Here is a 23,741-nt window from a genome sequence, read left to right as displayed (position 1 = left end):
GGCATCATCGGTCGAGTCGCGGACACGTCGCGGCAAGCATCGCGCGGCGTGGCGACTCAATGGAATACCGAAGATTCGCGAACGATCGATCGATCGCCTAATTAACTGAATGGTACATTTTAAAGCAAAATCGCGGATAACGTCCGGAACAGGGCATTGCGGTTTGCGGCGGTGTCGGGTTGTCCGCGCATCCGGCTCGATGGATTGGCCGGAGAGGATGGCCGTGAACAGGCAGTGCGCGGCGTCGCGCGTGCCCTATCATTACGGGTTCGAATCCGCTTACCGACTACTAGCTATGAGCAACGCCATCCACTTTCGCAACGCGCAGCCGGCCGATGTCGACCGCTGTTACCAGATCGAAATTTCCGCCTACGAGGGCGACGAGGCCGCGACGCGCGAAAAGATCGCGACGCGCATCGCGCAGTATCCGCAGGGTTTTCTGGTGATGGAGATCGACGGCCGAGTGGTCGGCTTCATCAATTCGGGCTGCGCGTACGACGTCGTCATGTCGGACGAGGCGTTCAAGGAACTGGTCGGGCACGATGCGGCCGCGCCCAATGTGGTGATCATGTCGGTGGTGCTCGATCCCGCCGAGCAGGGCAAAGGCTACGCGAGTCTGTTGATGCGGACGTTCATCGAGCAGATGCGCGCGATGGGTAAGGCGACCATTCACCTGATGTGCAAGGACCGCCACGTCGAGCTGTACAGGAAGTTCGGCTATGACTATGTGCGGCCTTCCGAGTCCGACCACGGCGGGATGGCGTGGCATGAAATGGTGATGACGCTTTAAGCGGCGAGTGGGCGCGCGGGCGTGCGGGCGTGCGGGCGAGTGGGTAAATTAATAAACCCTACACGCCCCGTCGCAATGCATTCACGACCACCGCAAACGCCGGAGTCGGCTGGCGCCGGCTCGGGTAGTACAGGTGAAATCCTGTGAACGGCGCGCACCAGGTCTCCAACACCCGCACCAGTTGCCCGCTTCTCAGATACGTCATCACCCGCTCCTCGGGCACGAACGCGAGCCCGGCGCCCGCGAGCGCGGCCTTTACCGCCATCGTCGCGGTATTGAAAACGAGCTGGCCGTCGACGCGTACCTTCAACTCGCGCCCACCTTTCGCAAACTCCCACGCATAGAGTCCGCCGGCGGTCGGTAGCCGGATGTTGATGCAGTTGTGCGCGGTCAGATCCTGCGGCGTTTTCGGTTTCGGATAGCGTCTGAAATAGTCAGGCGTCCCAACTACGGCCATCCGCATATCGGGCCCGATACGCACCGCCACCATATCCTTCGCGACCTGTTCGCCGAGCCGGATCCCGGCATCGAGCCGTTGCGCGACGATGTCGGTCAGGCCGTTATCGACGACGATTTCTATCCTGATGTCCGGATAATCGGGCAGCAGCCGTTCGATCGCCGGCCACAGCAGCAATTCCGCCGAGTGATCGCCGGCGGCGATCCGCACGAGGCCGGCGGGCTTGTCGCGCAACGCGCTCAGCGCGGCCAGTTCGGCCTCGATCTCGTCGAGCCGCGGGCCGACCGCGTCGATCAGCCGTTCGCCGGCCTGGGTCGGCGCGACCTTGCGCGTCGTGCGGGTCAGCAGCCGTAGCCCGAGCCGCGCTTCGAGATTGCGCACGGTCTGGCTCAACGCCGATTGCGAAACGCCGAGTTTCGCGGCGGCTTTCGTGAAGCTGCCGTCGCGGGCAACCGCGAGAAAGGCGGTGATGTCGGAAAGATCGGAGCGCGCCATTGATAAGTCCTTCTTCTAACTTCATGCCGATTCTAGCGCTTTATCCGATAAAACCGAGCTGCTAAATTGGTAGTCGGGTTATCGAGGAGGATCAACGATGAAGCTTATTCAATGCGGCACGCAGCCCTCGGCGGCGGGGCCTGCCGACTATTTCACCGGCGTCGTCAGAATCGACGCGCCATTCGCCGCGGAGCAACCGGCCCGCACCGGCGGCGCGACCGTGACATTCGAGCCGGGCGCGCGCACCGCGTGGCACACGCATCCGCTCGGCCAGACCCTGCTGGTGACCGCGGGCCTCGGCTGGGTGCAGCGTGAAGGCGGACCGGTCGAGGAAATCAGACCGGGCGATATCGTCTGGATCGCGCCCGGCGAAAAGCACTGGCATGGCGCGAGCGCGAGCACCGCGATGACGCATATCGCGATCGCCGAAACGCAGAACGGCAGTCCGGTGACCTGGATGGAAAAGGTCTCGGACGGGCAATATCAGGCCCGCGCGGCCATTAACGGATAAGGAGCACGAAAATGCAGAAACGCATGCTTGGTAACAGTGGACTGGAAGTGTCGGCGCTCGGTCTCGGCTGCATGGGACTGAGCTACGGCTACGGTCCCGCCACCGATAAGGCGGACGCGATCAAGCTGATCCGCAGCGCGTTCGATCAGGGCGTGACCTTTTTCGACACGGCCGAAGCCTACGCGCAGGGCGAGAACGAAACGCTGCTCGGCGAGGCGTTGGCGCCGTTTCGCGATCAGGTCGTGATCGCGACGAAGTTCGGCTTCGAAGGCGGCGATGTGCAGCGCGGGGTGAACAGCAAGCCGGACAACATCCGCGCGGTCACCGACGCGGCGCTCAAGCGCTTGCGCACCGATCGTATCGATCTGCTGTACCAGCACCGGGTCGATCCCGGCGTGCCGATCGAAGACGTCGCCGGCGCGGTCAAGGAGCTGATCGCGCAGGGCAAGGTCAAGCACTTCGGGATGTCGGAGGCGGGCGTGCAGTCGATTCGCCGCGCGCATGCGGTGCAACCGGTCGCCGCGTTGCAGAGCGAATATTCGTTGTGGTGGCGCGAGCCGGAGGCGGAAATTGTGCCGCTACTCGAAGAACTCGGGATCGGCTTCGTACCGTTCAGTCCGCTCGGCAAGGGCTTTCTGACCGGCGCGATTACCGGCGGCACGAGCTTCGATAAAACCGACTTCCGCAATATCGTGCCGCGCTTTTCCGCGGAGAATCGCGACGCGAATCAGGCGCTGGTGGACGTGCTCAAACAGATCGCCGCCGGGCTGAATGCGACGCCGGCGCAGGTCGCGCTCGCATGGCTGCTCGCGCAGAAGCCGTGGATCGCGCCGATTCCGGGCACGACGAAACTGCATCGGTTGACGGAAAACGTCGGCGCCGCCGCGCTCGAACTGAGCGCCGGCAATCTGCGTGAAATCGAAGCCGCGCTGGCGAGCATCACCGTGCAGGGCGACCGCTATCCCGCGCATTTGCAGGCGCGGGTGGATCGCTAACACCGCCCGCGGTATTAGCCGGCGAACGCCTTCAGCGCGCGGTTGAACGCGCCGGGATTCGCGACATTCATCCCGTGCGACGCGCCGGTGATCGTCTCGCGCTCGGCGAACTCGATCCATTGTTCGAGTTTGTCGACGTTGTTGCGGAACATGCGCGGGCTTTTCTGACCGTCGATCAGCAGCGTGCGGCACTTGATGTCGCGCGCGGCTTCCTGCGTGTACGGCGGCAGCGGATCGCAGAACTGCTTGGGCAGCGTCAGCACGTTGTCGAGCGCCATGCGGCGGAAGCTGTCGCTGCTCTTTTGCCAGAACCCCGGCATGCTGACCGAATCGACGAACATCTGCAGGCCGGTGTCGAATTCGCCCTGGTGGACCAGTTCCGCGACGCGTGCGCGCAGCGCGTTGGTGGCCGCCGGCATCGTGGCCGGCGTGTGCTGCACGGGCGATTGCAGCGGGCCGCCGGGATCGGCCAGCGTCAGCGTCTTGACGAGGCGCGGATGTTCGCGCGCGAGGTGAAACGCGACACAGCCGCCGCGCGAGTGGCCGACCAGGTGCACGGGCGCGAGGTCGAGCGCAACGATGAACTCGGCGACTTCGGCGACGTGCGCTTCCCAGCTGAACTCGTCGCGGCCGTACGCATCGGCTTCGGGCCAGTAGTGGCCGAGACTCGGCGCGAAGCAGTGGAACTGTTCGCCGAGCGATGCAAGCTGCGGGTCCCAGTAGCGGTAGTCGCACAACGAGCCGTGGATGAACACCATCGGTTCCCCCTGGCCGGACTCGACGTAGGGCACCGAGAGGCTCGAAGCGGTCGTGACGAACGACGGCATGGAGTCGGCGCCGGCCAGGGCGAGGGTGGAGTGCGGGGTGCGTGCGTTCATCGTGGGTTTTCCTTTTCGACACTATGCTGCACCGCAACCACAATGAGAATCGCATAATATTGATGGTATCGTTCAGGTTTTCTGATGGATAACCAGAATGCCAACTGAAATCAGAGCCTTAGACCTCGATGTGCTGTCGATGATGGTCGCCGTCGCCGACGCCGGCACGATCAGCGGCGCGGCCAAACTCGTGCATCGGTCGCAGTCGGCGGTGAGCATGCAGATCCGCGCGCTGGAGACGGTGCTCGGCAAAACGCTGTTCATCCGCCACCCGCGCAGCGTGGTGCCGACCCAGGAGGGCGAGGTGCTGCTGACCTATGCGCGCCGGATGCTCGCGTTGCGCGACGAAGCGTGGGCGGCGGTGGTGCGCCCCGATGTGACGGGCCGCGTGGTGATCGGCGTGCCGGACGATTACGCGTCGTCGCTGTTCCCGCCGATCCTGAAGAAATTCTCGGCCACCTATCCGAAGGTGGAGATCCAGGTGATCGGCCTGCCCAGCGTCGCGCTGCAACCGATGCTCAAGGAAGGCACCGTCGACCTCGTCTGCGCGACGCGGGTCAAGGGGCTGCACGGCGAGTTTCTGCGTCACGAGCCGATGGTGTGGGCCGCCGCGCCCGGCGAGACCGAGATCTGGCGCGAACGGCCGCTGCCGATCGCGGTGTTTCTGCCGGGCAGCGTCGCGCGCGAGAAGGCGATCCATAGCCTCGAACAGGCGCGCATCAGCTACCGGACCTCGTATGAAAGTCCGAGCTTGCTCGGGCTGCTGACGATGGCCGAAGCCGGGCTCGCGATCACGCCGCTGGCCAAATGCGCGGTGCCGTCGCATTTCACGCTGTTGGGGCAGGCGCATGGCTTGCCCGAGATCGGCAGTCTCGAAGTGGTGCTCGCGCGCAGTGCGGCGTCGAAACGTCCGCCGTGCGATTTTCTGGCGGAACGGATCGTGGCCGAGTTGCAGCGTTGAGCGTGACGCTGTTCGAAACGGTTCGATACGCACGCGATGCTGCAATCCGGCGCTCGAATAAAATCGAAAGGAAAGCTAACGATTCGCGGTGACGCAGTCGCTGCGTTCATTACGAACCGCGCGGTGCATTCGTGTTCGGCAAGCGGAATTGCTCGTCGAAACCGCACTCGACGACCTCATCGGCCACCCTCCACAACGCCGACACACAAGCTCGGCAAACTTGACACGTCCGGTCTCGCAGAATACAACGATCACACAACGGGCCACGCCCATGGCGCTATTTGCAGCACGTAAGCGGGACGCATAGCGTTCGCGATCCGCCTGCGTCGGCAGAGCAACAGCGCTTCGTCGCATCCGCTTGCGCTAGCAAGCTGTAGCAAACAAGCTGTAGCAGGCGGCGGCAAGCAGCAGGCAACGGCAGCACGGATTAGCCGGTCGGCATCGGCCGCGCGGTCCGGGCTCACGCTTTGCTACCGATGCGCTCACGTTTTTTCTTGTCAAGGATGGACGTTCATCATGTCGAGACAGTCCAGGTGGTCAGCAGTCGTCGGCGGCATCTCACTCGTGTTCCTCGCGCTCACTTCGTTGTACCTGGTGATCGGCGGGGCATGGCTGATTGCGATAGGCGGTTCGTGGTACTACCTGATCACCGGGCTGGTGCTCGCGGTCGTCACGTGGTTGCTGCATAAGCGCCAGTCTGCCGCGCTGGTGCTGTATGCGCTCGTGCTGATCGCCACCGCGGTGTGGGGATTGTGGGAGTCGGGCTCCGACTTCTGGGCGCTGGCGCCGCGCTCCGGCGTGCTGGTCGTGTTCGGCGTGTGGCTTCTGCTGCTGGTCAGCTGGCGGATGGAGGGCTCGCGCGGGCTCGGCATCGGCTCGCTGGTCGTCGCGTTGGCCGTGTGGGCCGGCGTGCTGGTCTACGCGCACTTCAACGATCCGCAGACGGTCAACGGCAGCTTCGCCGCGGCGTCGGCGGGTCCCGCCGAGACCGGCGACAGCGCCGCCGACTGGCCCGCCTATGCGCGCACCCAGGCCGGCACCCGCTATTCGCCGCTGACCCAGATCACGCCCGCCAACGTGCGGGACCTGCAGGTCGCGTGGACCTTCCGCACCGGCGATAACAAAGGCCCGAACGACCCGGTCGAGATCACCAACGAAGTCACGCCGATCAAGATCGGCGAGACGCTGTTCCTGTGTTCGCCGCACCAGATTCTGTGGGCGTTGGATGCGCGCACCGGCAAGCTGAAGTGGAAGTTCGATCCGAAGCTCAAGCCCGATCCGTCGTTCCAGCATGTGACGTGCCGTGGGGTGTCGTTTGTCGATCTGTCGGCGGCGGGCGGCGAGCCGGCTGCTGCTAATGCGTCGGGCGCATCTGCTGCGGCGCCGGATCAGCAGGCGGCATCGGCGGCGGCACCCGATCAGCAGACCGCCTCGGCCGCCACGCCCGCCGAGCAACCCGCATCGGCGCCCGCTGCGACCACCGCGGCCGCCGCGAACGCCGGGTCGTGCATGCGCCGCATCTACCTGCCGGTCAACGACGGCCACCTGTACGCGCTCGATGCCGACACCGGCGAGCTGTGCAAAGGCTTCGCCCACGACGGCGACCTCGACCTCCAGCATCGCCAGCCGGTGACCACACCCGGCATGTACGAGCCGACTTCGCCGCCGGTCATCACGAACAACGTGATCGTGGTCGCGGGCGCGGTCGAGGACAACTATTCGACGCGCGAGGCGTCCGGCGTGATTCGCGGCTTCGACGTGCGCTCCGGCGAGCTGCTGTGGGTGTTCGACCCGGGCGCGAAAGACCCGAATCAGAATCCGCCGGAAGGCGGTCACTACACGCTGACGTCGCCGAATTCGTGGGCGCCGGCCGCGTACGATCCGAAGCTCGATCTCGTGTATCTGCCGATGGGCGTGACCACGCCGGACATCTGGGGCGGCAATCGCACGCCGGAACAGGAGCGCTTCGCGAGCGGCCTGCTGGCGCTGCACGCATCGACGGGCAAACTCGCGTGGTTCTATCAGACGGTGCACCACGATCTGTGGGACATGGACGTGCCGGCGCAACCGACGCTCGCGGACATCACCGACGCGAAAGGCAACGCGGTGCCGGTCGTGTACGTGCCGGCCAAGACCGGCAACCTGTTCGTGCTCGACCGCCGCACGGGTGCGCCGGTGGTGCCGGCGCCCGAGCGTCCGGTCCCGCAGGGCGCGGCGCCGGGCGATCATGTGTCGCCGACCCAGCCGTTCTCCGGGCTGACGTTCCGGCCGTCGAAGGACCTCACCGATGCCGACATGTGGGGCGCGACGATGTACGACCAGCTGGTGTGCCGGATCATGTTCCACAAGCTGCGTTATGAAGGCACGTTCACGCCGCCGTCGGAGCAGGGCACGCTGGTGTTCCCGGGCAATCTCGGCATGTTCGAGTGGGGCGGCATCGCGGTCGATACCGACCGGCAGATCGCGATCGCCAATCCGATCGCGCTGCCGTTCGTGTCGCGGCTGGTGCCGCGCGGCCCGGGCAATCCGCTCGAACCGGAACCGGGCGCGAAAGGTTCGGGCACCGAAACGGGGATTCAGCCGCAATACGGGGTGCCGTTCGGCGTCACGCTGAATCCGTTCCTGTCGCCGTTCGGCCTGCCGTGCAAGCAGCCGGCGTGGGGCTTCATTTCGGCGGTCGATCTGCGCACCAATCAGATTGTGTGGAAACAGCGGATCGGCACGGTGCGGGACAGCTCGCCGCTGCCGCTGCCGTTCAGGATGGGGATGCCGATGCTCGGCGGCCCGATCATCACGGCGGGCGGCGTCGCGTTTATCGGCGCGACCGCCGATAACTACATTCGCGGCTTCGACGTGAACAACGGCCAGTTGTTGTGGCAGGCGCGTCTGCCTGCCGGCGGTCAGGCCACGCCGATGAGCTATTCGGTCAACGGGCGGCAGTTTGTGGTGATTGCCGCCGGCGGTCACGGCTCGTTTGGGACCAAGCTCGGCGATTACGTGATTGCTTATGCGTTGCCGGAGAAGTAACTGGGGTAGTGGGCTTGCTCTGCGTGGACGGAGGTGTTCCGTCCACGCGGGTTGGTGGAGCTGCGTTTTGTCATTGCTGGTTTGTCACGGGCAGGTCATGGCCGGCTAGGCATGCGTTTTGTGCGGTTGCGCATTTGTCACTGGCTGGCGGCGGACGGCGAACTGCTCGCCGCCGAATCCGCATTGGCGGGACCGCCCGCTTTATCGGACGGTTTGCAGCCCGCGCATAGCGCGGCGATGGCGAGTGTGAGCGCGCTTGCCAGCAACTGGCGGTATAGAGCTGATTTCATAAGATTTCCTGACTGGATGGGATCGGGTTGGCGGCCTGCTGTTGGCGTGAATCGACGGCGGCAGCGGGTGATTGGCGATCGCCAGCAGTAGTCGGAGGCGTCGATGCGCGCGGCGTCGCGCGATGAAGCGGTACACGTTCGGCTAGCTCGCGCAGCTGTGCATTTCCTGTTCCCGCGATCTCGATCCGGCTGCGGTCGGCTGCTTCTAGCGGCAATTGGGGCGGTGGGCCGCTTAGCGTAAGGGTCGGAAGGTTGCGCCTGGGCGCCTTACAACGCGTAATTTTTGCAACCGAGCGTCGAGGCGCCCGGTTTGCTGCTCGGTCTCGTACAAGACGCGAACCGTGCGATGCGGGTCCGCTGGTCCTGCTCATCAGTCGCGCAAGCGGCAGCGCTGCGTGACACTCACTCGGCGTCTTTTCTCGTGACGTTTTTGCGGCGATAGAGCCGCCATAGATTGATGATCGCCAAATAGGCAAGCCCTGCGACGATCAGTTCAATTGCCAGCCACACCGCCAAATACAAGTCGTCTGGATTTTCAACACCGAGCCAGTCCGACGCACGAACCCATGTGCGCGTTTCGGCTAGTGTCCATTCGTTTGACCGCGGGATATAACGAACTGAAAAAACAAGCAACCCGATGCACAGCCCGATCCTGAATAGCCTACGGACAAGTATTGCCATGCGCGATGACCTCGTTTGTTCCGTATGAGTTAAGCCCTGAGTTACCCGCAGCAGTGGTTTGGGTGCGCAGCAACGCAGTGGGTCGATCATCTCATCATCGCGATACAGTGCAAACCATTCGTGATGTTTTCATTCATCAGCAGGCAGGATCACGAAATACATCTCCTCCCTGCCAGCATCGCCTAAGTCCGATACGACTGATCCCGCCGATCGAGAAATCGCAGCATCGCCGGCCATTCCATCTCTCCATACGGCCGCCGCGTCGCCGGCTTGTACAGGTGATTGGTCTTGCCGATCACGTCGGCGGTCGGAAAATGCAGTTCCTGCTGGCACGACATCGCATCGACCTGCGCGCGGCACGCGTTCTCGAACCAGTATGCGGCGTTGAACGCCTGCGCAATCGACGCGCTCGCAACCAGCAACCCATGATTGCGCAACACCATCACCTCGGCCTCGCCGAGATCCCGCGCGAGCGACGCGCGTTCGTCGAGATCGACCGCGACACCCTGGTAGTCGTGATACGCGACGGTCCCGAAGCGCATCGCGGTTTGCGTCAAAGGCAGCAGCCCGCATTTGAGCGCGCCGATCGCCATACTCGCGCGACTATGCGTGTGAATCACGCATTTGACGTCCGGGCGCGCCGCGTGCACCGCACTGTGAATCACATATCCCGCGCGGTTCACCCCATAGATGCCCGCTAGCGGATTGAGCAATTCATTGCCTTCCAGATCGATCGTCAGCAGGCTCGATGCGGTCACCTCTTCGTACATATAGCCGTACGGGTTGATCAGAATCCGTTCTTCGTCGCCGGGCACGCGCGCGGTGATGTGGTTGTAGATCAGATCGCTGAGCCCGAAATGCGGCATCAGCCGATAGCAGGCGGCGAGGTTCACCCGCATGTCCCATTCCGCGTCTGAGACGAGGTCACGGACTGTCGAAAGTTGGTCTGTGTTGATCAGCATGGCTAAGGTCCCCAGGAGAGTCGGAATGCGGCTCGTTCATGCGATAAAACGCGATAAACGCGATAAACGCGCCGGCGATTCTATTGTGGCGTGCCGTTTCACCGCACGCACGAGCCGCCGCGCAGAACAAATTCAACATGTGAAACCGCCAATGCGCGAGCTCTTTTATCGAGCAGACCGGCACGCTATCGTTTCCTGAAGCGATCGACGCACACAGCAGCCCCAAGCCGCCGGCGCGATTGCGATATTAATCAGACATCCAAACTAAAAAGTATCAGGAGACACCCATGAATGCCCGTCCCATCGCCCGCCTGGTCGCGGCGAGTCTGCTGCTCGTCGCGGCTTCGAGTCACGCGCAAAGCAGTGTCACGCTATACGGCGTGATCGATGCCGGTCTGAACTACATCAGCAATGTGCAGACCGGCCGCAGCGCCGCCGGCTTGCAGGGCAAGCAACAGTACTCGTTCCAGGACGGCGCGACCGGCGGCATTCGCGGCAGCCGTTTTGGTCTGCGCGGCAGCGAGGATCTGGGCGGTGGGCTCAAGGCGATCTTTGTATTGGAGAACGGTTTTTCGATCACCAACGGCACGCTCGCACAGGGCGGCGCGTTGTTCGGACGCCAGGCCTATGTGGGGATGCAAAGTCCGTACGGTGCCGTCACGCTCGGCCGCCAATACGACTCGGTCGTCGACTTCATCCAGCCGTTCCTGTCCGGCGCCGCGTGGGCCGGTTATTTCGGCGCGCACGCGGGTGACGTCGACAATACGCTGAACACGCGCCGTATCAACAACTCGGTCAAGTTCAGCAGCGTCGATTACGCGGGATTCCGTTTCAGCGGCGTGTATAGCTTCGGCGGCGTGCCGGGCAGCGTCGGACGCAACCAGGTGTGGTCGGCCGGCGTCGGTTATCACACCGGGTCGTTCGCGCTGGGGGCCGCCTATCTGAATGCGCGCAATCCGAACCTGTCGTTCTACGGCACCAATCCGAATGCGGGCACGACGGCGGCCAGCAACAACCTCGGCAGCGTCGGCTCGGCAACGTCGCCGCAGTCCAATCCGATCTATGCGGGCTACGCGTCCGCGTCGACCACGCAGATCGCCAGCGCGGCCGCGTCGTATCAACTGGGTCAAGCCTCGCTCGGGCTGATCTATTCGAACGTGCAGTTCCGCGGCTTGGGTTCGCCGTCCGGGCCGAATCCGTTCGGCTACTCGGGCACCGCGACGTTCAATAACGCGGAAGTCAACTTGCGCTACCAGATCACGCCGGCGTTGCTGGCCGGTGTCGCGTACATGTACTCGCACAACTCCGGCGCGGATAACGCCGGCAGCGCGAGCTACAACCAGGTGCAGGCGGGCACCGACTATTTCCTGTCCAAGCGCACCGACGTGTACGTGATCGTCGCTTATCAGCGCGCGTCCGGACACGACTCGCTGAATCAGCCCGCGGTCGCGTACATCACCGGACAAACCCCGTCGGCGACCAATCATCAGGTCGGCGTGCGGCTCGGCATCAGTCATCGCTTCTGAGGCGCGCGCGTGACCGCGAACGCCGGGTTCAACATATGAAACCTTCGATGCCGGCCCGGCTTCACACGAACCCGTCACGCCCCTAACGTAAAGACCCGCCCCTTGAGATTTCCAGCATGAAGAACCAGACAGCCATCAATCTCGAAGACCTGCGTCAGCAGGCACGGCGCAAGCTGCCGCGGATCGCGTTCGACTTCATCGACGGCGGCGCCGACGACGAGCTGTGCCTGCAACGCAACCGCGCTGCGTTCTCGCGCTACTGCCTGGTGCCGCGTTATCTGCGCAACGTGAGCCGGCGCGATCAGAGCGTCAGGCTGTTCGGGCATACCTACGCGAGTCCGATCGGGATCTCGCCGACCGGTCTCGCGGGGCTGTGGCGCCCCGATGCCGATCTGATGCAGGCGGCGGCCGCGCGCGACGCGAACGTGCCGTTCCTGCTGTCGAGTTCGAGCAATGCGTCGCTCGAAGAGACCGCGGAACTCGGTGGCGGCAACGTCTGGTTCCAGATGTATTGCACGACCGACACTCATATCAACGCCGACTTCGTGCGCCGCGCGACCCGCGCGAACGTGCGGGTGCTGGTCGTGACGATCGACGTGCCGGTCAACGCGAACCGCGAGCGCAATCGCCGCAACGGTTTTTCGCGGCCGTTCCGGATGACGCCGGGCGTGGTGCTCGAAGCGCTCGGCCATCCGGCATGGGTGCTGCGCTATCTGCGCACCCGCGGAATTCCGATGATGCGCAACTGGCAGCCGTATGCGCCCGAAGGCGCGAGCGCGGCCCAGGTCGCCGATCTGTTCGGCACGCTGACGCCGGCGCAGGAAGTCTGCTGGGACCACCTGCACCGGATCCGCGACGCGTGGAGCGGCCCGCTCGTGATCAAGGGCCTGCTGCATCCGGACGATGCGCATGAGGCGGTGCGGATCGGCGCCGATGGTCTGGTGGTGTCGAACCACGGCGGCCGTCAGCTCGATGCGGCGCCGTCGCCGCTCGACATGCTGCCGGCGATTCGCGCGGCGGTCGGCGACGACGTGCAACTGATTCTCGACAGCGGCGTGCGGCGCGGCTCGGACGTGGTGATCGCGCGCTGTCTCGGCGCCAGCGCGGCGGTGTTCGGCCGGCCGTCGCTGTACGGGGTCGCGGCGGCGGGGCAGGCGGGCGTCGCGCGTGCGTTGCAGATCATCCGCAGCGAGATCGACATGGTGCTTGCGCAGATGGGCTGCGCGTCGTTTGCGCAACTCGACTCGCGCTATTTGTGGAGCGGCCATGGCGAACCGGCGCCGCGCGCGGCGGATGAAGACACGCGTCGGGTCGTGGCGGGGCGCCTCGGCGCGGCCGCGTAAGCAAGCCGATGAGGTTGGCAGAGCTAAGCATCGATCAATGACTTAACCGCGCGCGGCGACGCGCGCGTCCAAACCAATACGCTGTACTCAATACGCGAGGCACATATGAAAGAAGTCGTCGGTTTTATCGGTCTGGGCAGCATGGGCGGCCCGATTGCTTCACGCCTGCTCGATACCGGGCACGAACTGGTGATTTACGACACGCGGCCCGAAGCGCTCGCGCGCTTCGAGGGCCGCAACGTGACGGTCGCCGATTCGGCGCGGCAGGTCGCGGACCGGGCGCGCATCGTGCTCGTGAGCCTGCCCACGCCTGACGTGGTCCGCAAGGTCGCGACCGAGCCGGGCGGCCTGTGCGACGGCGAAAAAATCAAAATCTACGTCGATCTGTCGACCACGGGACCGAAGACATCGGAAGAAGTCGCGCAGCGTCTCGCGCGCGCCGGCATCGGTGTGGTCGATGCGCCGGTGACGGGTGGCGTCGCCGGCGCGGCAATCGGCAAGCTCGTGCTGATGGCGGCGGGCGCCGAAACGGTGGTCGCCGAGGTCACGCCGCTGCTGGCGAACCTGGGCCAGGTCGAGATCGTCGGCGACAAACCGGGAATGGGGCAGAGCCTGAAGCTGATCAACAACGTGCTGTCCGCCACGCATATGGCGATCACCGCCGAGGCGATGGTGCTCGGCGTGAAGGCCGGGCTCGATCCCGACACGATGCTCAAGGTGCTGAACAAGGGCTCGGGTCGCAACACGTCGACCGAGGAGCGTTTCCCGAAGTTCGTGCTGACGCGCAGCTTCGACAACGGCTTCGCGAATGCGCTGATGCGCAAGGACGTGAAGCTGTGTCTGGAGATGGCCGAAACGCTGCAGGTGCCGTTGTGGGTGGCGACCGCGGTGGATCGGCTGTGGATGCAGACGGTGCTGCAGGTCGGCCCCAACGAGAACACCACGACGATCGTCAAGACGATCGAGCAGTGGGCCGGCGTCGAAGTGCGCGGCAAAGCGGCGCCCGCGCATTGACGTGGGCACCGATTGTGACCACTGATCCAGACCAGCGATCCCAGCGGAGACCCGACATGAAGCTCAACGATCCCCAACTGCTGCGCGAAGCGGCGTTCGTCGCCGGCGTCTGGCGACCGGTTCGCAACGACGGCGAGCCGGTCGTCAATCCCGCCAATGGCGAGCGCGTCGGCGAGCAGCCGCGCCTGCAACGCGCCGAAGTGGACGCCGCGATCGTCGCCGCGCACGCGGCGTTTCGCGAGTGGCGCCAGTACACCGGCAAGGAGCGCGCGGCGGTTTTGCGGCGCTGGTCCGAGCTGATGCTGCAACACGCCGACGACCTCGCGCGGATCATGAGCGCCGAGCAGGGCAAGCCGCTCGCCGAGGCACGCGGCGAGATCGCGTATGCGGCGAGCTTTCTCGAATGGTTCGGTGAGGAAGCGAAGCGCGGCTACGGCCACACGATCCCGGAGCCGAAACGCGGTCAGCGCATCAAGGTGATCAAGGAGCCGCTGGGCGTGTGCGCGGCGATCACGCCGTGGAATTTTCCATCGGCGATGGTCACGCGCAAGGTCGCGCCGGCGCTCGCGGCCGGCTGCACCGTGCTGCTCAAACCCGCGCCGCAGACGCCGTTCTCGGCGATGGCGCTGTGCGTGCTCGCCGAACGCGCGGGCTTGCCGGCCGGCGTGCTGTCGGTGCTGACCGGCGACGCGAAGATGATCGGCGCGGCGTTCTGCGACAGCCATCTGATCCGCAAGATTTCGTTTACCGGCTCGACCGCAGTCGGCAAGGCGCTGATGGCGAATGCGGCCGGCACGCTGAAAAAGCTGTCGCTGGAGCTGGGCGGCAACGCGCCGTTCATCGTGTTCGACGACGCCGATCTCGACGCGGCGGTCGCGGGCGCGCTGGCGTCGAAGTTCAGAAACGCCGGGCAAACCTGCGTGTGCGTGAATCGCTTTCTCGTGCAGCGGGGCATTCACGACGAGTTCGTCGCGCGGCTGAAGGCGGCGGTCGCGAACTTCAAGGTCGGCGACGGCCTCGCGGATGGCACGACGATCGGGCCGCTCGTGAATCGCGCGGCGGTCGACAAGGTGGAGCGTCTGGTGACTCAGGCACTCGACGCGGGCGCGAAAGCCGAACTCGTGGTCGACGCGCCGGCGAGCAGCGGCTCGTTCTATCCGCCGACGATCCTTTCGCAGATCGACGCGTCGATGCCGATCGCCCAGGAAGAAATCTTCGGCCCGGTCGCGGCGATCACCCGCTTCGAGACCGAAGAGGAAGCGATCGCGCTCGCCAATGCAACCCGCTACGGCCTCGCCGCCTACGCGTACACGCAGAACGTGCATCGCTGCCACCGGCTCGAGCGCGAACTGGAATACGGAATCATCGGCGTCAACGAAGGGCTGATCTCGACCGAGGTCGCGCCGTTCGGCGGCGTGAAGGAATCGGGCTTCGGCAAGGAGGGCTCGTTCTACGGGCTCGACGAGTATCTCGACAGCAAATACATCTGCCACGGCGGCATCGCCTGAGCGGCGGCGCCCGGAACGCGCGCGCGAGCCGCTGTGGCGAAGCGCGCCGGCACACAATCGGAGTTCATGATGAAGCACGCAGCAACCGAATCGTTCGACGTCGAGATCCGCGACGTCGTTTATCTGGACAAGGCGGGCACCGCGCTAGACGCGCGCATGTATCTGCCACGCGGTGACGGTCCGTTTCCGTTGATCGTCGAAATTCACGGCGGCGCGTGGTGCCGCGGCAGCCGTCTCGACGAACACAACATGAACGAGGCGCTCGCCAGACGCGGTATCGCGGTTGCCGCGATCGATTTCACGATGCCGCCCGCCGCGAGCTATCCGGCGTCGCTGCGCGACATCAACTTCGCGGTGCGCTGGGTCAAATCGACGGCCGCGCAGTGGCGCACGCGGCCGGATCTGGTGGGCTTGCTCGGCGTATCGAGCGGCGGTCATCAGGCGATCGTGACGGCGATGCGGCCGCGCGATCCGCTGTTCGCGGTCGAGCCGCTGGCGCCGGCACATGCCGACATCGACGCGCGCGCCGCGTTCGTGGTCGCGTGCTGGCCGGTGATCGATCCGCTCGGCCGCTATCTGTACGCGAAGCAGTTGCAGTCGAGCGGCAAGCCGTATCCGGCCGCGATCGACCGCGTGATTCCCGATCAGGAAAAGTACTGGCTCAGCGAGGCCGCGATGGCCGAGGGCAGTCCGGCGATCGCGCTGGAGCGCGGCGAGCCGTGCGAGATGCCGCCGCTGTTGTATCTGCAGGGCGAGGACGATATCGTGCATCCGCGCGCGCAGCTCGAACGCTTCGTCGGTGCGTGGCGTCGCGCGGGCGGCAGCGTGACGCTGCATCTGTACGAGAACGAAGCGGAGAGCTTTATTACGCGACGCCCCGATTCGCCCGGCACCGCCGACGCGATCGCGGATATCGGCGACTTCGTGCTGCAACAGGCCGAAGCGATTCTCGCCGGGTCGCTGTCCTGAGCGGCGCACGGTTACGCCGGGTGTTGCCCGGCGGCTTACGACGTGTAAGCGCTCGCACCAGCCCGCAGCGCAGCAAGGTTCAACATGTGAAACAACATCGGCAGCGACGGGTTTGACAATGTAACGCAGCGGTTAAGATCGACTTCATCCCCGTCACGACCGGTCAGCGGCGAATCGCCCGACTCCGTGCTCAACAGTTTCCGCGCCGAGGCATCTCTTTCATGAAGGTACTAGCAAAAGGTTTGAAGTTTCCGGAAGGTCCCGTCGCGATGGCCGACGGCTCGATCTGTTGCGTCGAAATCGCCGCCGGCCGCGTGACGCGGATCGGCACCGACGGTGTCGTCACGCAACTCGCGCGCACCGGCGGCGGCCCGAACGGTCTCGCCGCGGGCCCCGACGGCGCGCTCTACGTATGCAACAACGGCGGCTTCCTGACTCGCGAGGTCGACGGCGAAACTCACGTGATCCACGGCGAGTTGCCGGCCGACTACGTGACCGGTTCGATCCAGCGCGTCGACCCGGCGACCGGCGCGGTGACCACGCTCTATACCCATTGCGGCGAGGTTCCGCTCAGCGCGCCGAACGATCTGGTGTTCGACGCGGCCGGCGGCTTTTACTTCACCGACTTCGGCAAGATCCGCAAGCGCAGCCGGGACGTGGGCAGCATCTACTACGCGTTGCCGGACGGCAGCGCGATCCGCGAGGTCGTGCATCCGATTGCGAATCCGAACGGTATCGGTCTGTCGCCGGACCAGCGCACGTTGTATGTCGCGGAAACGGAAACCTCGCGGCTGTGGGCGTTTTCGATCGTCGAACCCGGCTGCGTGAAGAAGGAGGGCTTTCCGTCGCCGAACGGCGGGCGGCTCGTGTGCGGGCTGCCGGGCTATCAGCGCTTCGACAGTCTCGCGCTCGAAGCGAACGGCAATCTGTGCATCGGTACGCTGATCGCCGGCTGCATCACGGTGATCAGCCCGGCCGGTGAAGTACTCAGGCAGGTCGGCATGCCCGAGGCCTATCCGACCAATATCTGCTTCGGCGGCCCGGACCTGCGCAAGGCTTACGTGACCTTGTCGCATACCGGCCGGCTGATCGAACTGGACTGGGACGCGCCCGGACTCGCGCTGAACTTCGGCGCCTGATATGGCGGGCGTTTTTTCGCGGCATCGATAGCTGGCGACCGGTGCGAACCGGCCCGACCCCGAGACGGGGCGAGAACCAGCAAAGAACCAGCACAAGAATCAGGAGACAAGCATGACTACGACCAACTCCGGCGCGGAGCGGCCGGCGCTATGGCGCGTTTGCGTCGCCGCGGTGGCGGGCTCGACGATCGAGGGCTTCGATTTTCTGGCCTACGGGACGGCGTCCGCGCTGGTGTTCGGCAAGGTGTTCTTCGCCAATCTCGATCCGACCACCGCGACCATCGCCTCGTTCGCGACCTTCGCGACCGGACTGCTCGCGCGGCCGGTCGGCGGCGTGATCTTCGGGCACTACGGCGACCGCGTCGGCCGCAAAACGATGCTGTCGATCAGTCTGATTCTGATGGGGCTGTCGACGCTCGGCATCGGTCTCGTACCGAGCTACCAGGCGATCGGTGCGTATGCGCCGATTCTGCTGGTGCTGCTGCGGATGGCCCAGGGCGTCGCGTTCGGCGGCGAATTCGGCGGCGCGATCCTGATGGCGGTCGAGCATGCGCCGCCGCGCTGGAAAGGGATACTCGGCGCGCTGCCGCTCGCCGGTGTGCCGATGGGGCTGGTGCTGTCGGCGCTGTCGTTCTCGCTGGTTACGCGCCTGCCCGACAGCGACTTTCTCGCGTGGGGCTGGCGTCTGCCGTTCATCGCCAGCATCGTGCTGGTCGCGGGCGGCTACTACATCCGCTCGTCGATTCCGGAGACGCCCGAATTCGTCGAGGTGCAGAAGCAGCGCCGGACCGCGCGCGTGCCGTCGCTCGAAATCCTGCGCGAGCACTGGACGCGGCTGCTCTTCACGATCGGCAACAAGCTCGGCGAAGTGACGCTCTACTACACGGTGACCGTGTTCCTGATCGCTTACGCGGGCAAGCTCGGTTTCAGCAAGGCCGATACGCTGCACGCGCTGCTGATCGGCGCGGTGTGCCAGGTGCTCGGGATGATCGTCGCCGGCTGGTTGTGCTCGAAAGTGGGCGGGCGGCTGATCGCATGCTTGGGCGGTCTCGCGATGGCGCTGTCGATCTCGGCGCTGATCGCGATGATCGACACCCACGATCCGTTCTATCTGACGCTCGCACTCGCGCTTGCGCTCGGCGTCGTGCATCCGCTCGTGTATGCGCCGCAGGCCGCGTTTTATAGCGCGCAGTTTCCGGCCGAACTGCGCTACTCGGGGCTGTCGCTGGCGATTCAACTGGGCGCCGCGGTCGGCGGCGGGATGGCGCCGATCGTCGCGACCCAGTTGAGCACGCAGTATGCGAGCCTGACGCCGATCGCCGTGTATGTCGGCGGGATGGGGCTGCTCGGCGCGTTGTGCGCGTGTTTCATGCGCGGCAGCGAGGCGGGCGAGTCGCGCGACGAGCACGCGCTGGGCACCGCCGGTACGCACTGAAGCATTCGTTCGGAGTGCGAGCATGGTGCCCGGCGGCAGCGCGGCCTCGATCCTGCTCGCATTCGTCGCGTCGAGTATCGACGACTTCTTTCTGCTCGCCTGTCTGTACGCGGACCGGCGAGTGCCTATCCGCGGCATCGGCGCGGCCAAACTGGCCGGCGCAGCACTTTCGCTGAGCGCGGCAGGCGTGTTGGCGAGCGCGTGCGTCGCGCTGCCTTTGAGTCTGTCGCGGCTCGCGGGGCTCGTGCCGTTGGCGCTCGGTGTCAAACGTCTGATTGCCAGCCGCGTCGCGGTGGCGTCCCATTCCGCGATCCGCGCGGACTCGCCGGAACTCGCGGCTGCTTCCACTCCCGATTCCGCTTCTACTTGCTTTCCCGCTTCCGCGCGCGGCTTCCTGCGTCTTCTGTTCATCTTCATCGCGGCGAGCGCGGACAACATCGCGCTCTACATCCCATTGCTGACAGACGGCAGTCGCAGTGCCGCCGTTCCCGCCATCGTCTCCGCGTTCGCGGTCGTGCTGCCGATGACGCTGCTTTTATGCGCGCTCGCCTGGCTGTCGAGCCGCGTGCGATTGCCGTCGCGACTGCCGCTGCCAATGCACCGGCTGCGCGTCGATGCGGCAGTCCCGTATCTGATGATGCTGACCGGCATCAAGGCGCTTGTGACGTCGCTGCTCTGAGCGTCACGCACAGTTTCAACATTCGAAACTTCACTCTCGCGAGCCGTTATCGGCCCTTCATGAAGCGGCTATCGTTAGCTTGTACCGCCGAGCTATCGACGGACCCGATTTCAATAACAGGAGACAACGATGACGATCACGATGCGCGGCCGCAACGGCCAATGGCGCCGCTATGCGTGCGCTTTCGCGCTGAGCCTCGGATGCGCGGGCGTCGCGCACGCGGCGCAGGCATGGCGTGCTTACACCTATAACGCGGTGGCGACCGTTACGCCGGTCAAGGGCATGCAGGCGATGCTCGACGAGATCCGCAGCGAAACCGGAGGACAACTGAACATCCGCCTGAATGTCGGCGGCACGCTGCCGATCACCGAGAGCAACATCACCCAGGCGGTTGCCGACAACATGGTGCAGATGGGCGACGACGCCGGCTTCGTCGGCAACCTGCCGGTCGGCGGCCTCGTGCGGCTGCCGCTGCTGCTCGGCACGCGCGCGGACTTCGACAAGGCGTGGAACCTCGAAGCGCCGTATCTGCGCGACGCATTGCGCGCGAAGCATATCGTGCTGCTCGGCCGTTATATCTACCCGCAAAACGTGATGTGGTCGAAGCACAAGCTCACGTCGCTCGCGGATGTGCAGGGCCAGAAAATTCGCGTGATCTCGCCGGAACAGGCGCAGTTCATCAAGGTACTCGGCGGCATTCCGATCACGCTCGGTCCGGCGGAGGTCGCGCCGGCGCTCGACCGCGGCGTGATCGACGGGGTGCTGACCGCGACTTCCGGCTATGGCTACGTGTGGCGCGATCTTCTCAAGTACAGCTACCGGCTCAACGTCAGCTATATCGACTCGCTGATCCTCGTCAACGAGGACGCGTGGAACAAGCTGTCGCCGGACGTGCGCGCGAAGGTGCAGGCGTCGGTCGATAAATACACCGCGCAGATCACCACGCAAATGGTCGCCGAAGACGAGCAGCTGACCAAAAAACTCGCCGCCGACGGGATGATCATCACCGAGCCGAGCGCGGCCGATCTCGCGGAAGCCGAGCGCCGCATCAGCCCGTACTGGACGCAATGGGGCCAGCGCCGTCCCGAGTTGCAGGATGCGTTGCAGAAAGTGCGCAGCGCGGTCGGGAGGTGAGATGGGCGAGATCAGCAAACCGCTGCCGGGCGTCGGCGGCGCGCTCGCCGAGGCCGCGGGGGGCCATGAAGGTGGCCATGAGAGTGGCCACGAGTGGCACGACGAACACGCCGGGCCCGCTGACGAAGGCGTCATCGAGCGCGTGCTGCGCTGGATGGTCCACGCGATCGTGCTCGGCCTGCTCGTAATGATGGGCGTCGAGATGTTCGTGCGCGCCGCGCTCGGCATGTCGATGCAGATCAGCAACGAGGTGGGCGGCTACGCGCTGGTGGCGATCTGCTTTCTGTCGCTGGCGTCCGGCCAATCGCTGCATGCGTATCACCGCGTGCAGCTGGTCGATCGCTGGCTCGGCATGGCCGCGCGTTTGCGTCTGAAGCTGCTGTTCGATGCGCTGTCGTTGGCGGTTGCGTGCGTGCTGCTCGGCGAGATGGTCCGCTTCGAGCTGCTGTCGTGGCAATCGGGCGACGTCGCCGCGACCTCGCTGATGACGCCGTTGTGGCTGCCGCGCGCGGCGATGCTGATCGGGGTAGCGGGGCTGGTGTGCGCGCTGCTGCGCACGCTCGCGGCCGACACGCGCCGGCTGCGGGCGGCGGCTCTTGCCGTTCATTTCGAACCGCGTCGCGGTTGAAGGAGATCATTCATGGATGGCGCTATGTTGATCGTTACGGTCTTCATTCTTTTTATCGGCCTGTTGGCGGCGGGGATGGCGGTGCCGTTCGCGATCCTGCTGCCGGCCATGTTCTATCTGTTCATGGAGGGCGGCTGGTCCGCGTTGCACGGGCTCGGCATGGCGAGCTGGGGCAGCATGGACAGCTACACGCTGACCGCGATTCCGCTGTTCGTGCTGATGGCCGAAATCCTCCAGGGCAGCGGCCTCGGCGCGCGTGTGTACAACGGCCTCGCGCGACTCGTGCGGCGCGTGCCGGGCGGGCTGTTGCAGACCAATATCGCGGGCTGCGCGGTGTTCGCGGCGGTCAGCGGGTCGAGCATCGCGACGGCCGCGTCGATCGGGCAGGTCGCGCTGCCGCAGCTCGAAGCGCGCAAATACGACGTGCGGATCGCGACCGGCTCGCTGGCCGCCGGCGGGACGCTCGGCATTCTGGTGCCGCCGTCGATCGGCATGATCGTCTATGCGTCGTTCACCGATACGTCGGTGGTCAAGCTGTTCATGGCCGGCGTCGTGCCGGGCGTGGTGCTGACCCTGCTGTTCATGGCCTACGTGATGGTCGCCGCATTGCTGCGTCCGCAGATCGCGCCGGACGCGAACAGCAGCGACACGCCGTCGATCACCGCGTTGCGCGCGCTGTTCGACATCGTGCCGTTCATGCTGCTGATCGCCGGCATCATGGGCGCGATCTACAGCGGGATCGCCACGCCGACCGAAGCGGCCGCGGCCGGCTGTCTGTTCGCGCTGGTCATCGCGCGGGTGTTCGGCATCTTCAACTGGCGAGTGCTGGAAGGCGCGCTCAAGCGTTCGATGCTCACCGTCAGCAACATCCTGTTCATCACCTACGCGGCGTTCGTGTTCTCTTACGCGATGACCTTCGCGGGCGTCGGCGAGGAGATCACCCGTTTCATCATTTCGTTGCAGCTGAGCCGGACCGGCTTCTTCATCGCGCTGTTCGTGCTGTTCACGCTGCTCGGCGCGCTGGTGGAGAGCCTCGGGATGATCGTGATCACCGTGCCGCTGCTTTACCCGTTGCTGGCGAGCTATGGAATCGATCCGGTGTGGTTCGGCGTGGTGGTCGTCGTGTTCATCGAAATGGGGCAGATCACGCCGCCGATCGGCATCAATCTGTTCGTGATTCAGGGGATTTCACGCGGCAATCTGTCGGACGTGGTGGCCGGCACCGTGCCGTTTCACGCGCTGATGTTCGTGCTGCTGATCCTGCTCATGCTGTGGCCGCAGCTCGCGCTGTGGCTGCCCAATCATCTGGCCGCCGGTTGAGCGGCGGTATTTCGGAGAAGCTCATGTTTGCAGCACCGGAGAAATTGAAAGCGGAAGTCTTCACGCGGATTCCCGAGAAGTTTCATATGAAGGACCGCCATTGCGACTGGACCCGCACGCAGTTGCACGGCGCCCACGCGAATCTGTTTATCGAGGGGCCGTCGTTCGACCGCGACGGCAATCTGTGGATCACCGATATCCCGTGGGGCCGGATTTTCCGCATCGACCGCGCGGGCAACGTCGAACTCGCGCTCGAATACGACGGCGAACCGAACGGTCTGAAGTTCCATCCGGACGGCCGCGCGTTCATCGCCGATTACCGGCACGGGATCATGGTGATGGACCCGCGCCGCGGCACCATCGAGCCGTTGTTCGAGCGGGCCCGGCTCGAACGCTTCAAGGGCTGCAACGACCTGTTTTTCGCGTCGAACGGCGACCTCTACTTCACCGACCAGGGGCAGACCGGACTGCACGATCCGACCGGCCGGCTGTTCCGGGTGCGCGCGTCGGGCCAGTTGGAGCTGGTTTTGCAGGGGATTCCGAGCCCGAACGGGCTGGTGCTCAATCTCGACGAAACCGCGGTCTATCTGGCCGCCACGCGCGCCAATGCGATCTGGCGCGTGCCGTTGCTGGCCGACGGCAGCGCGACCAAGGTCGGCACGTATATCCAGATGTCGGGCGGCGGCGGGCCCGACGGCATCGCGCTCGATGCGGCCGGCGGCCTCGCGGTCTGCCACGTCGGCTTCGGCGCGGTGTGGCTGTTCAGCCCGCGCGGCGAACCGCTGTACCGGATCGATGCGCCCGAAGGGCTCGCAACTACCAATTGCGCGTACGGCGGGGACGGCAATCATACGCTGTACATGCTCGAATCGCGGACCGGCACGGTGTTCACCGCGCGCCTGCCGGTCGCGGGTCGGCAGATGTATTCGCATACGGCAATCAATCCCGCGTAGCGCGCGCCGACGCATCGGCGGGCGGCGCGCCGCGGTACAAGGAGAG

The 23,741-nt window shown here is 65.1% G+C and carries 22 protein-coding genes; 17 read left to right on the top strand and 5 right to left on the bottom strand.

Going from position 1 to position 23,741, the window contains the following annotated elements:
- Positions 1 to 295 precede the first annotated feature (295 nt).
- Entirely contained in the window at positions 296 to 790 is a 495-nt protein-coding gene (locus tag BTH42_RS13695; RefSeq protein WP_075300092.1) for a GNAT family N-acetyltransferase, read from the top strand.
- Positions 791 to 848: 58 nt separating this feature from the next.
- On the opposite strand, the gene BTH42_RS13690 is transcribed toward BTH42_RS13695, so the two are convergent.
- Positions 849 to 1,742, bottom strand: coding sequence for a LysR family transcriptional regulator (locus tag BTH42_RS13690; protein WP_075300090.1), 894 nt, complete (start codon positions 1,740 to 1,742; stop codon positions 849 to 851).
- 97 nt (positions 1,743 to 1,839) lie between these two features.
- Here BTH42_RS13690 and BTH42_RS13685 point away from each other — a divergent pair, with 97 nt between their 5' ends.
- Both BTH42_RS13685 and BTH42_RS13680 read left to right on the top strand, forming a co-directional pair.
- Entirely contained in the window at positions 1,840 to 2,253 is a 414-nt protein-coding gene (locus BTH42_RS13685; protein ID WP_075300088.1) for a cupin domain-containing protein, read from the top strand.
- 11 nt (positions 2,254 to 2,264) lie between these two features.
- The gene (locus BTH42_RS13680; RefSeq protein WP_075300086.1) at positions 2,265 to 3,248 is read left to right on the top strand and encodes an aldo/keto reductase; all 984 of its coding nucleotides are present in this window, start codon (positions 2,265 to 2,267) and stop codon (positions 3,246 to 3,248) included.
- 14 nt (positions 3,249 to 3,262) lie between these two features.
- Here the strand turns inward: BTH42_RS13680 and BTH42_RS13675 are convergent, their stop codons facing one another.
- Entirely contained in the window at positions 3,263 to 4,126 is an 864-nt protein-coding gene (locus tag BTH42_RS13675) for an alpha/beta fold hydrolase (protein WP_075300084.1), read from the bottom strand.
- 97 nt (positions 4,127 to 4,223) lie between these two features.
- Here BTH42_RS13675 and BTH42_RS13670 point away from each other — a divergent pair, with 97 nt between their 5' ends.
- Positions 4,224 to 5,087 carry a LysR substrate-binding domain-containing protein gene (locus BTH42_RS13670; protein ID WP_075300082.1) on the top strand — a complete coding sequence of 288 codons (864 nt, stop codon included), beginning with the start codon at positions 4,224 to 4,226 and terminating at the stop codon, positions 5,085 to 5,087.
- A gap of 516 nt (positions 5,088 to 5,603) precedes the next feature.
- Entirely contained in the window at positions 5,604 to 8,114 is a 2,511-nt protein-coding gene (locus BTH42_RS13665) for a glucose/quinate/shikimate family membrane-bound PQQ-dependent dehydrogenase (RefSeq protein WP_075300080.1), read from the top strand.
- A 137-nt stretch (positions 8,115 to 8,251) separates the two neighbouring features.
- On the opposite strand, the gene BTH42_RS35455 is transcribed toward BTH42_RS13665, so the two are convergent.
- The 3 genes from BTH42_RS35455 to BTH42_RS13655 form a co-directional block, all read right to left on the bottom strand.
- Positions 8,252 to 8,404, bottom strand: coding sequence for a hypothetical protein (locus BTH42_RS35455; RefSeq protein ID WP_178392168.1), 153 nt, complete (start codon positions 8,402 to 8,404; stop codon positions 8,252 to 8,254).
- Between the two features lie 402 nt (positions 8,405 to 8,806).
- Entirely contained in the window at positions 8,807 to 9,085 is a 279-nt protein-coding gene (locus BTH42_RS13660; RefSeq protein WP_075300078.1) for a hypothetical protein, read from the bottom strand.
- A 182-nt stretch (positions 9,086 to 9,267) separates the two neighbouring features.
- Complete coding sequence (locus tag BTH42_RS13655; RefSeq protein WP_075300076.1) at positions 9,268 to 10,047, bottom strand: class II aldolase/adducin family protein; 780 nt, start codon at positions 10,045 to 10,047, stop codon at positions 9,268 to 9,270.
- A gap of 287 nt (positions 10,048 to 10,334) precedes the next feature.
- Between BTH42_RS13655 and BTH42_RS13650 the strand changes: the two genes are divergently transcribed.
- The 12 genes from BTH42_RS13650 (at position 10,335) to BTH42_RS13595 (ending at position 23,695) form a co-directional block, all read left to right on the top strand.
- Positions 10,335 to 11,573 (top strand): porin, encoded by a 1,239-nt coding sequence (locus tag BTH42_RS13650; protein WP_075300074.1) that lies wholly within the window; start codon positions 10,335 to 10,337, stop codon positions 11,571 to 11,573.
- Positions 11,574 to 11,689: 116 nt separating this feature from the next.
- The gene (locus tag BTH42_RS13645; RefSeq protein ID WP_075300072.1) at positions 11,690 to 12,916 is read left to right on the top strand and encodes an alpha-hydroxy acid oxidase; all 1,227 of its coding nucleotides are present in this window, start codon (positions 11,690 to 11,692) and stop codon (positions 12,914 to 12,916) included.
- Between the two features lie 105 nt (positions 12,917 to 13,021).
- Entirely contained in the window at positions 13,022 to 13,930 is a 909-nt protein-coding gene (locus tag BTH42_RS13640; RefSeq protein WP_075300070.1) for an NAD(P)-dependent oxidoreductase, read from the top strand.
- Positions 13,931 to 13,986: 56 nt separating this feature from the next.
- Positions 13,987 to 15,438, top strand: a complete 1,452-nt coding sequence (locus BTH42_RS13635) for an NAD-dependent succinate-semialdehyde dehydrogenase (RefSeq protein WP_075300068.1) — start codon at positions 13,987 to 13,989, stop codon at positions 15,436 to 15,438.
- Positions 15,439 to 15,507: 69 nt separating this feature from the next.
- Positions 15,508 to 16,407, top strand: coding sequence for an alpha/beta hydrolase (locus BTH42_RS13630; protein ID WP_178392167.1), 900 nt, complete (start codon positions 15,508 to 15,510; stop codon positions 16,405 to 16,407).
- A gap of 221 nt (positions 16,408 to 16,628) precedes the next feature.
- Positions 16,629 to 17,546, top strand: coding sequence for an SMP-30/gluconolactonase/LRE family protein (locus tag BTH42_RS13625; RefSeq protein WP_075300064.1), 918 nt, complete (start codon positions 16,629 to 16,631; stop codon positions 17,544 to 17,546).
- A 112-nt stretch (positions 17,547 to 17,658) separates the two neighbouring features.
- Positions 17,659 to 18,981, top strand: a complete 1,323-nt coding sequence (locus BTH42_RS13620; protein ID WP_075300062.1) for an MFS transporter — start codon at positions 17,659 to 17,661, stop codon at positions 18,979 to 18,981.
- Between the two features lie 22 nt (positions 18,982 to 19,003).
- Complete coding sequence (locus tag BTH42_RS13615; RefSeq protein WP_075300060.1) at positions 19,004 to 19,660, top strand: hypothetical protein; 657 nt, start codon at positions 19,004 to 19,006, stop codon at positions 19,658 to 19,660.
- A gap of 129 nt (positions 19,661 to 19,789) precedes the next feature.
- Positions 19,790 to 20,794 carry a TRAP transporter substrate-binding protein DctP gene (gene dctP, locus BTH42_RS13610; protein WP_218642011.1) on the top strand — a complete coding sequence of 335 codons (1,005 nt, stop codon included), beginning with the start codon at positions 19,790 to 19,792 and terminating at the stop codon, positions 20,792 to 20,794.
- A gap of 1 nt (position 20,795) precedes the next feature.
- Entirely contained in the window at positions 20,796 to 21,422 is a 627-nt protein-coding gene (locus BTH42_RS13605; RefSeq protein WP_075300058.1) for a TRAP transporter small permease subunit, read from the top strand.
- A gap of 12 nt (positions 21,423 to 21,434) precedes the next feature.
- Positions 21,435 to 22,742 (top strand): TRAP transporter large permease, encoded by a 1,308-nt coding sequence (locus tag BTH42_RS13600; RefSeq protein WP_083654788.1) that lies wholly within the window; start codon positions 21,435 to 21,437, stop codon positions 22,740 to 22,742.
- A 23-nt stretch (positions 22,743 to 22,765) separates the two neighbouring features.
- Complete coding sequence (locus tag BTH42_RS13595; RefSeq protein ID WP_075300056.1) at positions 22,766 to 23,695, top strand: SMP-30/gluconolactonase/LRE family protein; 930 nt, start codon at positions 22,766 to 22,768, stop codon at positions 23,693 to 23,695.
- The last annotated feature ends 46 nt before the right edge of the window (positions 23,696 to 23,741 follow it).

This window comes from Burkholderia sp. SRS-W-2-2016, assembly GCF_001931485.1.
In the GTDB taxonomy this organism is placed as follows: Bacteria; Pseudomonadota; Gammaproteobacteria; order Burkholderiales; family Burkholderiaceae; genus Paraburkholderia.
This window is presented reverse-complemented; position numbering and strand designations above follow the sequence as displayed.

Coding starts and splice junctions, on each gene's coding strand:
- BTH42_RS13695 (WP_075300092.1), top strand. CDS start 296: ATGAGCAACGCCATCCACTTTCGCAACGCGCAGCCGGCCGATGTCGAC.
- BTH42_RS13690 (WP_075300090.1), bottom strand. CDS start 1,742: ATGGCGCGCTCCGATCTTTCCGACATCACCGCCTTTCTCGCGGTTGCC.
- BTH42_RS13685 (WP_075300088.1), top strand. CDS start 1,840: ATGAAGCTTATTCAATGCGGCACGCAGCCCTCGGCGGCGGGGCCTGCC.
- BTH42_RS13680 (WP_075300086.1), top strand. CDS start 2,265: ATGCAGAAACGCATGCTTGGTAACAGTGGACTGGAAGTGTCGGCGCTC.
- BTH42_RS13675 (WP_075300084.1), bottom strand. CDS start 4,126: ATGAACGCACGCACCCCGCACTCCACCCTCGCCCTGGCCGGCGCCGAC.
- BTH42_RS13670 (WP_075300082.1), top strand. CDS start 4,224: ATGCCAACTGAAATCAGAGCCTTAGACCTCGATGTGCTGTCGATGATG.
- BTH42_RS13665 (WP_075300080.1), top strand. CDS start 5,604: ATGTCGAGACAGTCCAGGTGGTCAGCAGTCGTCGGCGGCATCTCACTC.
- BTH42_RS35455 (WP_178392168.1), bottom strand. CDS start 8,404: ATGAAATCAGCTCTATACCGCCAGTTGCTGGCAAGCGCGCTCACACTC.
- BTH42_RS13660 (WP_075300078.1), bottom strand. CDS start 9,085: ATGGCAATACTTGTCCGTAGGCTATTCAGGATCGGGCTGTGCATCGGG.
- BTH42_RS13655 (WP_075300076.1), bottom strand. CDS start 10,047: ATGCTGATCAACACAGACCAACTTTCGACAGTCCGTGACCTCGTCTCA.
- BTH42_RS13650 (WP_075300074.1), top strand. CDS start 10,335: ATGAATGCCCGTCCCATCGCCCGCCTGGTCGCGGCGAGTCTGCTGCTC.
- BTH42_RS13645 (WP_075300072.1), top strand. CDS start 11,690: ATGAAGAACCAGACAGCCATCAATCTCGAAGACCTGCGTCAGCAGGCA.
- BTH42_RS13640 (WP_075300070.1), top strand. CDS start 13,022: ATGAAAGAAGTCGTCGGTTTTATCGGTCTGGGCAGCATGGGCGGCCCG.
- BTH42_RS13635 (WP_075300068.1), top strand. CDS start 13,987: ATGAAGCTCAACGATCCCCAACTGCTGCGCGAAGCGGCGTTCGTCGCC.
- BTH42_RS13630 (WP_178392167.1), top strand. CDS start 15,508: ATGAAGCACGCAGCAACCGAATCGTTCGACGTCGAGATCCGCGACGTC.
- BTH42_RS13625 (WP_075300064.1), top strand. CDS start 16,629: ATGAAGGTACTAGCAAAAGGTTTGAAGTTTCCGGAAGGTCCCGTCGCG.
- BTH42_RS13620 (WP_075300062.1), top strand. CDS start 17,659: ATGACTACGACCAACTCCGGCGCGGAGCGGCCGGCGCTATGGCGCGTT.
- BTH42_RS13615 (WP_075300060.1), top strand. CDS start 19,004: ATGGTGCCCGGCGGCAGCGCGGCCTCGATCCTGCTCGCATTCGTCGCG.
- dctP (WP_218642011.1), top strand. CDS start 19,790: ATGACGATCACGATGCGCGGCCGCAACGGCCAATGGCGCCGCTATGCG.
- BTH42_RS13605 (WP_075300058.1), top strand. CDS start 20,796: ATGGGCGAGATCAGCAAACCGCTGCCGGGCGTCGGCGGCGCGCTCGCC.
- BTH42_RS13600 (WP_083654788.1), top strand. CDS start 21,435: ATGGATGGCGCTATGTTGATCGTTACGGTCTTCATTCTTTTTATCGGC.
- BTH42_RS13595 (WP_075300056.1), top strand. CDS start 22,766: ATGTTTGCAGCACCGGAGAAATTGAAAGCGGAAGTCTTCACGCGGATT.